General features: G+C 72.5%; 9 protein-coding genes and 1 riboswitch. Of the genes, 7 read left to right on the top strand and 2 right to left on the bottom strand.

Annotated elements, in window-relative coordinates:
* Position 1: 1 nt before the first annotated feature.
* From ACWEVP_RS38430 to ACWEVP_RS38405, 6 genes are all read left to right on the top strand, one after another.
* Positions 2 to 1,009, top strand: coding sequence for an NlpC/P60 family protein (locus tag ACWEVP_RS38430; protein WP_452067494.1), 1,008 nt, complete (start codon positions 2 to 4; stop codon positions 1,007 to 1,009).
* A gap of 50 nt (positions 1,010 to 1,059) precedes the next feature.
* Positions 1,060 to 1,171: riboswitch (cobalamin riboswitch) on the top strand.
* Between the two features lie 32 nt (positions 1,172 to 1,203).
* On the top strand, positions 1,204 to 4,767 hold the full coding sequence (gene cobN / locus ACWEVP_RS38425; RefSeq protein ID WP_452067493.1) for a cobaltochelatase subunit CobN: 3,564 nt from the start codon (positions 1,204 to 1,206) through the stop codon (positions 4,765 to 4,767).
* A 39-nt stretch (positions 4,768 to 4,806) separates the two neighbouring features.
* Positions 4,807 to 6,636, top strand: coding sequence for an ArnT family glycosyltransferase (locus ACWEVP_RS38420; protein WP_452067492.1), 1,830 nt, complete (start codon positions 4,807 to 4,809; stop codon positions 6,634 to 6,636).
* A gap of 35 nt (positions 6,637 to 6,671) precedes the next feature.
* Positions 6,672 to 7,328 carry a response regulator transcription factor gene (locus ACWEVP_RS38415; RefSeq protein WP_452067491.1) on the top strand — a complete coding sequence of 219 codons (657 nt, stop codon included), beginning with the start codon at positions 6,672 to 6,674 and terminating at the stop codon, positions 7,326 to 7,328.
* On the top strand, positions 7,325 to 8,407 hold the full coding sequence (locus tag ACWEVP_RS38410; protein WP_452067490.1) for a sensor histidine kinase: 1,083 nt from the start codon (positions 7,325 to 7,327) through the stop codon (positions 8,405 to 8,407). Before ACWEVP_RS38415 ends, ACWEVP_RS38410 begins: the two co-directional genes overlap by 4 nt.
* A 146-nt stretch (positions 8,408 to 8,553) precedes the next feature.
* Complete coding sequence (locus tag ACWEVP_RS38405) at positions 8,554 to 9,762, top strand: chitinase (RefSeq protein ID WP_452067489.1); 1,209 nt, start codon at positions 8,554 to 8,556, stop codon at positions 9,760 to 9,762.
* A gap of 5 nt (positions 9,763 to 9,767) precedes the next feature.
* Here the strand turns inward: ACWEVP_RS38405 and ACWEVP_RS38400 are convergent, their stop codons facing one another.
* Positions 9,768 to 10,859, bottom strand: coding sequence for a dihydrofolate reductase family protein (locus tag ACWEVP_RS38400; RefSeq protein ID WP_452067488.1), 1,092 nt, complete (start codon positions 10,857 to 10,859; stop codon positions 9,768 to 9,770).
* A gap of 87 nt (positions 10,860 to 10,946) precedes the next feature.
* Here ACWEVP_RS38400 and ACWEVP_RS38395 point away from each other — a divergent pair, with 87 nt between their 5' ends.
* Positions 10,947 to 11,198: a hypothetical protein gene (locus ACWEVP_RS38395; protein ID WP_452067487.1), complete on the top strand. Its 252-nt coding sequence runs from the start codon at positions 10,947 to 10,949 to the stop codon at positions 11,196 to 11,198.
* A 444-nt stretch (positions 11,199 to 11,642) separates the two neighbouring features.
* On the opposite strand, the gene ACWEVP_RS38390 is transcribed toward ACWEVP_RS38395, so the two are convergent.
* Complete coding sequence (locus ACWEVP_RS38390; protein ID WP_452067486.1) at positions 11,643 to 12,875, bottom strand: aldehyde dehydrogenase family protein; 1,233 nt, start codon at positions 12,873 to 12,875, stop codon at positions 11,643 to 11,645.
* Positions 12,876 to 12,896: the final 21 nt, after the last annotated feature.

The following is a 12,896-nucleotide window of genomic DNA, read 5'->3' as shown; positions in this document are numbered from 1 at the left end:
GATGCGCAAGGCGGTCCGGATCGGCGTGCTCGCGGCGGTCATCGGCGTGTCCGGCGCGGCCGCGCTGTACGTCGCGCGCGGCCAGGAGCAGGAGATCACGGCGATCTCGGCGTCGGCCGCCCCGTCCGGCGCGGCGGTCACCGGCGGGTACACCTACGAACGGCTGGACAACCCGGCCCGCACGATCGTCCGCGACGCGGCGGGCGCCCAGCTCGCGTCCTTCACCGACGGCTCCCGCACGGTCATGCTGACCGGCCGGTCGCGGACGTTCACCGAGCCGAAGTTCACCAAGGTCAGCATCACCTCGACGGCCTGGATCCGGCTCGCGCCGCAGGCGTGGCGGGCGGGCGCGGAGAAGGAGAAGTGGTTCACCGGCTGGCTGCCCAAGGCCGTCGGCGACACGGACCCGGACGTGCTGGCCATCGCGCTGCAGTACACCGACGGCGCGGCCGACCAGATCTCGAAGAAGCTGCGGATCGGCGGGGACGCCAACTTCGGCCCGGACAGCGCCGAGGGCCGGCTCGAGAAGTCGGATTTCTACGACTACCTGGGTATCGGCTGGGACTTCCCGGGCGGTGTCCACGAGGCGGCGGAGCCCGCCAGGGCACGGTCGCTGGACTGTTCCGGGTTCGTGCGGATGGTGTACGGCTACCGGTCGGGCTACCCGCTGCTGGGCACGAACACGAAGGGCCCGGGCCTGCCGCGCCGCGCGTGGGCGCTGTCGGAGCTGGGGCCGGGGACCGAGGTCGTCCACGACGAGAAGAAGCAGGCGACGGACTTCAGCGCGCTCCAGCCGGGTGACGTGCTGTTCTTCAACCTCGAGCCGCAGCTGGGGACGCAGGTGTCGCACACCGGCATCTACCTGGGCATCGACAGCGACGGCCACCACCGCGTGCTGTCCAGCCGGAAGGTCGCCAACGGGCCCACGTTCGGGGACGCCGGCGGGGTGTCGCTCATCGATGGCTCGGGCACGTACGCGAAGGCGTTCCGCGCGGCCAAGCGGCTCTGAGCCGCACACGTCACCTTGACGCCGGGTCGGCCGCACCGGAGAGTGAGACCGATACCCACGCGTCGGCAGGTGGAGGAACCCGGTGGAAATCCGGGGCGGTCCCGCCACTGTGACCGGAGAGCGATCTCCGGGAGCCAGGAACTCCGGCCGGCGCGCCCGTACTACCCGGGGCGCGGACCCCGAGGAGGAACCTCGTGATCCTGCTTCTGTCCACTTCGGACACCGACCTGCTCAGCGCCCGTTCGGCCGACGCGGAGTTCCGGCTGGCGAACCCGTCGCGGATCGACGTCGCCGAGCTGCCGGGCCTGCTCGAAGACGTGCGGATCGTGGTCGTCCGCATCCTCGGCACCCCGCGGACCTGGCAGGAGGGCCTGGACACGCTGCGGGCGTCGGGCGCGCACGTCGTCGTCCTGGGCGGGGAGCAGACCCCGGACGCCGAGCTGATGAAGCTCTCGACCGTCCCGGCGGGCATCGCCGCCGAAGCCCACGCCTACCTCGCGCAGGGCGGCCCGGCGAACCTCACCCAGCTGCACCGGTTCCTCTCCGACACGCTCCTGCTGACCGGCGACGGCTTCGAGCCGCCCGCCCGCCAGCCCGAATGGGGCATCCTCGAGCGTCCCGCGCGGGGCGATGGTCCGGTCATCGGGATCCTGTACTACCGGGCGCACCACCTGTCCGGGAACACGAACTTCGTGCACGCCCTCGCCGACGAGATCGAAGCGGCGGGCGGGCGCGCGTTGCCGATCTACTGCGCTTCGCTGCGCACGCGCGAGCCGGAGATGATGGCCGAACTGGCTTCCGTGGACGCTCTGCTGGTCACCGTGCTCGCGGCGGGCGGCACGCGGCCGTCCGAGGTGGGCGCCGGGGGCGACGACGAGGCGTGGGACGTCGCCGAGATGGCGGCGCTCGACGTCCCGATCCTGCAGGCGCTGTGCCTGACCAGCGACCGCGAGACCTGGGCGGCCAACGACGACGGCCTGTCGCCGCTCGACGCCGGGAACCAGATGGCCGTCCCCGAGTTCGACGGGCGGCTGATCACGGTGCCGTTCTCGTTCAAGGAGCTGGACGAGGACGGTCTCCCCCGGTACGTGCCGGACGCCGAGCGCGCGTCCCGCGTCGCCCGCATCGCCCTGGCGCACGCCCGGCTGCGGCACACGCCCACGTCGGAGCGCCGGATCGCGCTGATGCTGTCCGCGTACCCGACGAAGCACTCCCGCGTGGGCAACGCGGTCGGGCTGGACACCCCGGCGTCGGCGATCGAGCTGCTGCGGCGGATGCGCGAGCTGGGCTACGACCTGGGCCCGGACGCCTTCCCCGGCGTCGACCCGACCGGCACCGACCAGCCCGACGGTGACGCGCTGATCCACGCGCTGATCGCCGCCGGCGGCCAGGACCCGGAGTGGCTGACCGAGGAACAGCTCTCCGGCAACCCGATCCGCGTCCCGGCCGCGCGTTATCAAGAGTGGTTCGACGCGCTGCCCGCGGAGCTGCGTTCGGGGGTGGAAGAACACTGGGGCCCGGCGCCGGGCGAGCTGTACGTCGACCACGGCGACATCGTGCTGGCGTCGCTGCAGAGCGGCAACGTGATCATCATGATCCAGCCGCCGCGCGGGTTCGGCGAGAACCCCGTCGCGATCTACCACAACCCGGACCTGCCGCCGAGCCACCACTACCTGGCCGCCTACCGGTGGCTGGAGGAGGAGTTCGGCGCGCACGCCGTCGTCCACCTGGGCAAGCACGGGTCCCTGGAGTGGCTGCCGGGCAAGACGGCCGGGCTGTCGGCGTCGTGCGCACCCGACGCCGTCCTGGGGAACCTGCCGCTGGTCTACCCGTTCCTGATCAACGACCCGGGCGAGGGCGCGCAGGCGAAGCGGCGGGCGCACGCGACGATCGTCGACCACCTGATCCCGCCGATGGCGCGCGCGGAGTCCTACGGCGACCTGGCGCGGCTGGAGCAGCTGCTCGACGAGCACGCCAACATCGCGGCGATGGACCCGGCCAAGCTGCCGGCGATCCGCGCCCAGATCTGGACGCTGATCCAGGCGGCGAAGCTGGACCACGACCTCGGTGTCGACGAGCGGCCGCACGACGCGGAGTTCGACGACTTCCTGCTGCACATCGACGGCTGGCTGTGCGAGGTCAAGGACGCCCAGATCCGCGACGGGCTCCACATCCTGGGCGCGGCGCCGGTCGGCGAGGCGCGCGTCAACCTGGTGCTGGCGATGCTGCGGGCGCAGCAGATGTGGGGCGGCAAGCAGGGCGCGGTGCCGGGCCTGCGGTCGGCTCTCGGGCTGAAGGAAGACGCGTCACTGTCCGAAGTGGACGCCGTCGAGAAGACGGCGCGCGAGCTCGTCCAGACGATGGAGATGCGCGGCTGGGACGCGACGGCGGTCGCGTCGGTCGCCCCGGACGCCGAGGTCGCCCGCGTGCTTTCGTTCGCGGCGGAGGAGATCGTCCCGCGGCTGGCGGGGACCACGGCGGAGCTGGACGCGGTGCTGCACGCCCTCGACGGCGGTTACATCCCCGCGGGGCCGAGCGGGTCGCCGTTGCGCGGCCTGGTGAACGTCCTGCCGACGGGCCGCAACTTCTACACGGTCGACCCGAAGGCCATCCCGAGCCGGCTGGCGTGGGAGACGGGCCAGGCGCTCGCGGACTCGCTGCTTCGCCGGTACCGCGAGGACAACGGCGACTGGCCGAAGTCGGTCGGGCTGTCGGTGTGGGGGACGTCGGCGATGCGCACGTCCGGCGACGACGCGGCGGAAGTCCTGGCGCTGCTGGGTGTCCAGCCGGTGTGGGACGAGGCTTCGCGGCGGGTGACGGGCATCGAAGCCATTCCCCTTTCCGAGCTGGGCCGGCCCCGCGTCGACGTGACGATCCGGATCAGCGGTTTCTTCCGGGACGCGTTCCCGCACGTGATCACGCTGCTGGACGACGCGGTGCGCCTGGTGGCTTCGCTGGACGAGCCGTCGTCGGAGAACTTCGTGCGGGCGCACGTGTCCGCGGACCTGGCCGAGCACGGCGACGCCCGCCGGGCGACCACGCGGATCTTCGGTTCGAAGCCGGGCGCGTACGGCGCGGGCCTGCTGCCCCTGATGGACAGCGGGAACTGGCGCGACGACAAGGACCTGGCGGAGGTGTACGCGGTCTGGGGCGGGTTCGCGTACGGCCGGGACCTGGACGGCCGCCCGGCGCGCGAGGACATGGAGAACTCGTACAAGCGCATCGTGGTGGCGGCGAAGAACACGGACACCCGCGAGCACGACATCGCGGACTCCGACGACTACTTCCAGTACCACGGCGGGATGATCGCGACGGTCCGCGCGCTGACGGGCACGGCTCCGGCGTCCTACGTGGGCGACAGCACGTCGCCGGACGCGGTCCGGACGCGGACGCTGGGCGAGGAGACGGCCCGGGTGTTCCGGGCCCGGGTGGTCAACCCGCGGTGGCTGGCGGCGATGCGGCGGCACGGCTACAAGGGCGCGTTCGAGCTGGCGGCCACAGTGGACTACCTGTTCGGCTTCGACGCCACGGCGGGGGTGGTCGGCGACTGGATGTACGAGAAGCTGACCGAGTCGTACGTGCTGGACGAGGTGAACCAGGAGTTCCTGCGGCAGGCGAACCCGTGGGCCCTGCGCGGGATCGTGGAGCGGTTGAACGAAGCCGCGGACCGCGGGCTGTGGGAGGAGCCGGACCCCTCGCTGCTGGAGAAGATGCGCGAGGTGTACCTGTCGCTGGAGGGCGACCTCGAGTCGGAGTAGAAACGCCCGGGAAACGCGGGCCGGAGTTGGGTAGCGGTCATGATCACCGCCGCTCCCGCGAAGACCCGCTCCTGGGCGCTTCCGCTCGTCTGCCTCGGCGCCGCCGTCCTCTACGCCTGGAAGATCGGCGACGGACAGGTCGGCAACACCTACTACGCCGCCGCCGTCAAGTCGATGACCGAAAGCTTCACCAACTTCCTCTTCGGCTCCTTCGACCCGTACGGCGTCGTCACCGTCGACAAACCGCCGCTCGCGCTCTGGCCCCAGGCGCTCTCGGTCCTCGTATTCGGCTACCACGGCTGGGCGCTGCTGCTTCCTCAGGTCCTCGAAGGCGTCGCGGCGGTATTCCTGCTGCACCGCACCGTCCGGATCTGGGCGGGCGAGAACGTCGCCCTCCTGGCCGCCGCCATCCTCGCGCTGACGCCGGTCACCGTCATCATCAACCGCGACAACAACCCGGACACGCTGCTCGTCCTCTTCCTCGTCGCCGCCGCGTACGCGCTCACCCGCGCGCTCCGGGACGGCCGGCACTGGCTGTGGTGGTCGGCCTTCTTCGTCGGCTGCGGCTTCCTGACCAAGATGCTCCAGGCGTGGATCATCGTTCCCGCGCTGGTCGCCGCCTACCTCGCCGGGACGAGCGGGCCGCTGAGGCGTCGCCTGCTCGACGTCCTCGGCGCCGGCCTCGTGCTGGTCGTCTCCTCGTTCTGGTGGATCGCGCTCCACGACTGGTGGCCCGGCGCCAAGCCCTACACGGGCGGCAGCGAAGACGGCTCGGCGTGGAACCTCGTCTTCGGCTACAACGGCTTCGGCCGCCTCTCCGGCGACGGCGAGGGCGGCGGCATGATGATCATGCGCAACGGGCAGCAGACCACGAGCTCGTTCGGCGGCGATCCGGGACCCGGCCGGATGTTCAACGACCTGGTCGGCGGGCAGATCTCGTGGCTGCTGCCGCTGTCCCTCGTCGTCCTGGCCGTCCTCGGCCGCCGGTGGCGTGACGCCGGCTGGCTGCTCTGGGGCGGCTACCTGCTCGTGACGGCCGTGGTCTTCAGCTTCGCCGGCGGCATCTGGCACCCGTACTACACGACGGCGATGGCGCCCGCCGTCGCCGCGGTGTCCGCCGCCGGGCTGGCGCTGCTGTGGCGACGGCACCGGCGAACCGTGCTCCCGCTGGTCGTCGCGCTGACCGCGGCCTGGGCGTTCGTGCTGACCTCGCGCGACACGTCGTTCCACGGCTGGACGCGCTGGGCGGTGGCCGGCACGGGCGTCGCCGCGGTCGCGTGGCTGGTCGTGGCGCCGCAGCGGCGTGCGCTCGTCGCCGCGCTGGTGCCACTGCTGCTCACGCCCGCCGTGTGGTCGTACGCGGCCGCGCAGAGCACGTCGGCCGGGACGCTGCCCGCCGCCGGCCCCGCCACGGGACCGGGCGCGGCGCCCCCGCCGACGCCGGGCGGGCCGGGACCGCGGGTGATCCGCTCCGGCGGGGACGGCACCGCCACGCTCTCGGACGTCCAGCGGCGCATCCTCGACTACGCCCGCCGCAACGGCACCGAGATCACCCTGGCGGTGAACGCCGAGGCGGGCGCGGTCGCGCCGTTCCTCATCGATTCGGACGCGACCGTGATCGGCATGGGCGGCTTCGGCGGCCGCGACGACGCGCCGTCGGTCGCGCAGCTCGACCGCTGGCTCGCCGAGGGCAAGCTGCGGTTCGTGCTCAGCGGTGGCAGCCTGCCGGGCATGCCGCCGCGCAGCCCGGTCCAGGGCGAACGTCAGCGCTGGATCGAGCGGCACTGCGCGGTCGTCGACGCCGCCGAGTACGGCGGTTCCGGCCCGGCGCGCGTCCTCGGCGGCCCGGACACGCTCTACCGGTGCTAACGGCGAGGAAACACCGGCGCGGCGATCATCGGGACATGCGGGTGCTGGTGGTGGAGGACGAGCCGATGCTCGCGGACGCGATCGCGGAGTGGCTGCGCGACGAGTCGCACGCGGTCGACGTCGCCCACGACGGCGGCGCCGCGCTCGAGCGGATCGCCGTCCACGACTACGACGTCGTCGTGCTCGACCGGGACCTGCCGGTCGTGCACGGCGACGACGTCTGCCGTCGGGTGGTGGCGTCCGAGGCGGCGACGCGGGTGCTGATGCTCACGGCGGCCGTCGAGGTCACCGACCGGGTGGCCGGGCTGTCCCTCGGCGCCGACGACTACCTGACCAAACCGTTCGCGTTCCCCGAGCTGGCCGCGCGCATCCAGTCGCTGGGCCGGCGCTGCCGCCCGGCCGCGCCGCCGGTCCTGTGCCGCTCCGGCGTCACGCTCGACCCGGCGCGGCACGAGGTGTTCCGCGACGGGCGCTACCTGCCGCTGTCCAAAAAGGAGTTCGCCGTGCTCGCCGAGCTGCTGCGCGCGGACGGCGCCGCCGTGTCCGCCGAACACCTGCTGGAGAAGGCGTGGGACGAGCACGCGGACCCGTTCACCGGCGCGGTCCGGCTCACCGTCCTCAAGCTGCGCCGCAAGCTCGGCGACCCGCCGCTGGTGGAGACGGTCACCGGCGTCGGCTACCGGCTCCGGTGAGCCTCCGGCTGCGGCTGACCGTGCTGTACGGCGGCCTGTTCCTGCTGGCCGGCGGCGGGCTGCTGGGCGTGACGTACCTGCTGTTCACCCAGCAGGTCGGCCGCCGGGTCACGGTGATCTCCGGCAGCCCGCCGCCGGGCCTGCCGACGCTGCCCTCGCTCGAAGCGCTCGACGAGCAGGCGCGGCAGGTGCGCGCGGCGGCGGCGACGTCGCTGCTGACGCAGGGGGCAATCGCGCTCGGCGCGGTGGCGGTGCTGGCGGCCGGGCTGGGCTGGCTGGTGGCGGGCCGCGCGCTGGCGCCGTTGCGGCAGGTGACGGACACCGCCCGCGGCATCGCGGCGGCGGCCGACCCGGGCGGCCACGCGCGGATCGCGTTGCGCGGCCCGGCCGACGAGGTGAAGGACCTCGCCGACGCGTTCGACGTGATGGTCGAGCGCTTGGACCGGTCGTTCGACGCGCAACGCCGGTTCGTCGCGAACGCGTCGCACGAGCTGCGCACGCCGTTGACGCTGAACCGGTCCCTGGTCGAGGTGGCGATGCACCGCCGCACGGCGTCGGACGACGTCCGGCAGCTCGGGGGCAAGCTGCTGGAGATCAACGCGCGGCACGAGAAGCTGATCAGCGGGTTGCTGCTGCTGGCCCGGTCGGAGAGCGCGCTGACCGAGCGCTGCCCGGTCGATCTGGCGGCGGTGGTGGCGCACGTCGTGCCACCGGCGGTGGTCGCGGACCTCGGCGAGGCGACGGCGCTGGGTGACGCGCTGATGCTGGAGCGGCTGGCGCACAACCTGGTGGAGAACGCGCTCCGCCACAACGTCCCGGACGGCTGGGTGCGCGTGACGACGCGGTCGGTGCCGGGGCGGGTGGAGCTGTCGGTGGCGAACAGCGGGCCGGTGATCCCGCCGGCGGAGGTGCCGGCGTTGTTCGACCCGTTCCACCGGCGGGCGCGGGTCGCCGCGGACGGCGCGGGGCTGGGGTTGTCGATCGTGCGCTCGGTGGCGCACGCGCACGGTGGCGAGGTCGTGGCGGCGGCCCGGCCGGAGGGTGGGCTGGTCGTGGTCGTGTCGCTGCCGCGAGGGTGACTTTCTCACCGAATTCCCGTACGAATATCGGATATAACGGCGCTTTTCGCCCGCCATTCGACAGTCTCCGACGATCGCGTCTTGACTTGGTCAATGGTCTAGTCCAATAGTTTGTCCACCCTCGATCCCCACCGGGAGGACAGATCATGCGCCGGAGCAGACTGGCCGCCATCGGGCTCGCCGCCGCCACTTTCGCCGCCACCGCCGTGAGCCTCGTGCTCGGTGCGCCGTCGGCCACCGCGGCGTTGAGCAACAACTGGTACGCCGCCGCGCCCTACCTCATGCCCGTGAGCAACAACCCGCCCGACCCGATCACCGTGATGAACGCGACCGGGCTGAAGGCGTTCCAGCTGGCGTTCATCCTGGCGCCCAACGGCGGCGGCTGCAGCCCGACCTGGGACGGCACGAACGCGGTTTCGTCCGACACCACGGTCGCGAACGTGATCTCGCGGATCCGGTCCAACGGCGGCGACGTCTCGGTGTCCGTCGGCGGCTACGGCGGCACGAAGCTCGGCCAGACCTGCGGCACCGTGGCCGCGACCGCCGCGGCGTACCAGCAGGTCATCACGAAGTACTCGCTCAAGGCCATCGACTTCGACCTCGAAGAGCCCGAGTACGAGAACACCGCGGCCATCGCCAACGAGCTCGGCGCGGCGAAGACGTTGCAGGCCAGCAACCCCGGCCTGTTCGTGTCGGTGACCATGCCGGGCACCGCGGCCGGCACCGGCTGGTTCGGCACGCAGCTGCTCGACCAGGCGAAGTCGATCGGCTTCTCGCCCAACAACTTCTCGATCATGCCGTTCGACGGCGGCTTCAACGGCGGCTCGTCGCAGGTGTCCGCGCTGGAGGCGCTGCACGGCCTGCTGATGTCGCACATGGGCTGGGACAGCGCGACCGCGTACTCGCACGAGGGCTTCTCGGGCATGAACGGCAAGTCGGACGCGGCCGAGATGTTCTACACCTCGGACTTCCAGACGGTCTACGACTACGCGACCAGCCACGGCCTCGGCCGCTTCACGTTCTGGTCGGTCAACCGCGACCGCGCCTGCGTCGGCACGACCGACAACGGCGTCTGCAGCAACGTCCCGCAGAACGACTGGGACTTCACGAAGTTCAGCGTCCGGTTCGCGGGCGCGACGCCGCCGCAGACGACGCCGACCCAGCCGACGACGACCCCGACCACCCCGGGCGGTGGCTCCTGCACCGCGGCCGAGTGGGACCGGACGAAGGTCTATGTCAAGGACAACGTGGTCTCGCACAACAGCCACAAGTGGACGGCCAAGTGGTGGACGCAGGGCGAAGAGCCCGGCACCACCGGCGAGTGGGGCGTCTGGGTCGACAACGGCGCCTGTTGAGCGGTTCAGAAGGTGAGGTGGGTGTTCTCGCGCTGGACCTCCGGGGTCAGCGCGGGAACCTCCACGACGTGCCGCCCGGCTTCGCGCAGCAGCTCGGTGCCCTGGGCGTCGACGAAGACGGGTGGCTCGCGCCACGCGAACACGACCCGCGGGATCCCGGCGTCGAGGATGAGCTGCGTGCAGCTGCGCGGGTGGGAGCTGCGGTGGCTGCACGGCTCCAGTGAGCTGTACATCGTGGCGCCGGCCAGGCGCGGGTCACCGTCGCACTTGGCGAGCGCGGCTTCCTCGGCGTGGTTGAGCGGATCTCCTTCGCCGGAATGCCCGGTCGCGACGACTTCGCCGTCGGCGTCGGTGATCACGGCCCCGACCCGGAAGGTGTGGCTCGGCGGGCATTCGGCGGCGAGCGCGATGGCTTCCCGCAGGCGCGCGACGTCCCGGCCGGTCGGCTCGGGCGCCGCGCGGTACCGGAGGATCGCCATCCCCTGCAGTTCTTCCGCGCTCGTGAGCACCAGCGGACGCGGGTAGAGCCCGGGCCCGACGAACCGCGGCGCGGCCGGCTGCCCGACGAAGAACGGCGCGATCGCGAGCCGCAGCTCGTCGGCGAGGCCTTCGGTGAGGAACCGGGTGTGGATCCCGCCGCCGCCCTCGACCAGCAGGTTCTCGATCCCGCGCGCACCGAGGTCATCGAGGACGCGCCCGAATTCGGGCGGATTCCCGGCATCGACGACGGTGGCGACGTGCTTCAGCGCGTCACCGGCCCCGGGCGGGGCGTAGACGATCTTTTCGGTGTCCCCGACGGTGAAGAACTGCGCGTCCGGGTCGAGGCCCTGGGTGGTCACGGTGACTTTGACGGGCTGCTCGGGTTTCCCTTGTTCCAGCCGTCGTCGCTGCAGCTCCGGGGACCGCACGAGCAGCCGGGGGTTGTCGGCCCGCACGGTCCCGGCCCCGACGAAGATCGCGTCGGCCTCGGCCCGCAACCGGTCCACGACGGCGAAATCGTCCTCAGTGGACAGTACGAGCCGCTCGGGCGAGGTGTCGTCGAGGAAGCCGTCGAGCGACTGCGCGGCGGACAGCAGGACGTGCGGCCGGGTGATCACCCGGCCCAGTATGCCGTAACGCCTTCGGTGATCCCGGCGTCTCACGACGTATCCCCCGTCGAGCCCATCCCCCGGAGCTTTTTGAACATGACAACGCGCGGCTGGTACAAGGAGCGGACACTGACCACGGTCGACACGGTCGGCCGCGAGGTGTCGGTGACGACCGGACTCACCCGCGACCCGGAGGGCCGCCTGGTGGCGGCCATAGCGATCAGCGACGGCCCGACAGCGATCTTCCGCTACGCGGGCCAGGCAGGAGAGGGAACGGAGCTGGTCTTGAACGCGGCGGAAACGGTGAAGGAACTCCGCCGCCTGGCAAGCATGGGACCGACGATCTAGCCGGACCGGCACGAGAAGGGCCACGGCTGCCCGGCCCACACCGCCCGGGCAGCCGGCAGGCTCGTTTCCGACCGGGCGGACGCGCGCCACCGCCCGGTCGGTCTCTGTTCGGGCCGACCGCGGGCAGGGGGCGCCCGGCCCGAGCCCAGGCCGCTGCCGACCTGGCCCACTGGGCCGAGGCGGGCCCTGTTCGAGCGGACCGCCCAAGGGAGTCGCCCCGCCCGAACCAGGCCGCTGCCGACCTGACCCACCGGGCCGAGCGGGCTCTATTCGAGCGGACCGCCCACGGGGGTCGCCCCGCCCGAACCAGGACACCACCGACCTGACCCACCGAGCCGAGCGGGCTCAGTTCGAGCCGACCACCCGCGGGAGTCGCCGTCGGAACCAGGCCGCTGCCGACCTGACCCACCGGGCCGAGTTGGCCTCAGCCGCGCAGTCGCTCGGTCAGGCCGGCAGGACCGCGTACTGGCGGACGTAGAGGTCTGTGTACGTCACCGGGCCACGGGGGCCGGGGACCTTGTCCAGGTTGATGCCGGTTTCCGGGACCGCGAGCAGCTTGAAGCCGTCGAGGAGGCGGGTCGGGGCGTTCCAGAACACGCCGGTGCCGGTGTAGCCGTCGAAGAACGCGTCGGCGGCCGCCGTGTCTTCGGTCGCGATGCCCGCCGCCAGGCCCGAGGTCTGCTCGTTGGCGATCTCGACCGCGTCGGCGAGCGCGCCGACCTTCGCCACAGTCACGGTCGCCTCGCGGTCGGAATCCAGCGCCCACTCGTAGCCGATCGCGTGCTCGTGCGGGGCCAGCGACGGCGTGACCCCGCGCTCGGCCAGCGCCTCGGCGATGCCGGGCCAGACGTCGTCGTGGATGCCCTCGTGGATGAGCAGCAGGTTCAGCCGGTTGCACACGCCCAGCCGGTCGAGGCTCGCGAAGACGAGGTCACGCGCCTTCGTGACGTCCGCGCCGCGGTCGACGTACAGGACGCCACCGCCGTCGGCGTGGGCCAGCGTGCGCACGCCGTGGACGGCCGCCTCGGTGGCCAGCGCCCGCGTGCTGTCGCCGCTGCCGCGCAGGATCACCAGCGGGACCAGGTTCGGCAGCCGCACCAGCGCGGACGCCGCCTCGCGCTCCACCCGCGGCACCAGCTGCACGCAGTCGGCGTCGATGCCGGCCTCGGTCAGCGCCGGGGCGATGACGACCTCGCGCAGCCGCTGCGCCGAGCCGAGCGCGGCCGAGCCGGTGCGCAGCACGCCCGCGTTGCGCGACTTGACCAGCTGCGACGCCACGTCGACGGTCACGTTCGGCCGCGCCTCGTAGTTCGCGCCGATGACGCCGACCGGACGTCGCCGCTCGACCAGCTTCAGCCCGCCGTCCAGGATGGACACGTCGACCGAGCGCTCCTGGTGCGGGGCGCCGGCGAGCAGCCGCAGCTGCTCGGCCATGCCGATCAGGCGCTCCGGGGTGATGGTGAGCCGGTCGAGCAGACCGGCGCTCATCCCGTCGGCCTTCGCACGCTCGACGTCGGCCTGGTTCGCCTCGAGGATCTCGTCGCGGTGGGCGAGCAGCCGCTCGGCCATCCCGCCCAGGGCGGCGTCGACGGCCCCGGCACTCGCGGCGGCGAGCGACGGCGCGGCCAGCTTCGCCGCCCGTGCGCACTCCTCCACGGCCTTGGCGACCTCGTCCATCGTTCGTCTCCCTCCGCGCGG

The organism is Amycolatopsis sp. NPDC003865, from assembly GCF_053605345.1.
Note: the sequence above shows the minus strand (reverse complement) of the source record. Positions and strands in the feature narration are given on the sequence as shown.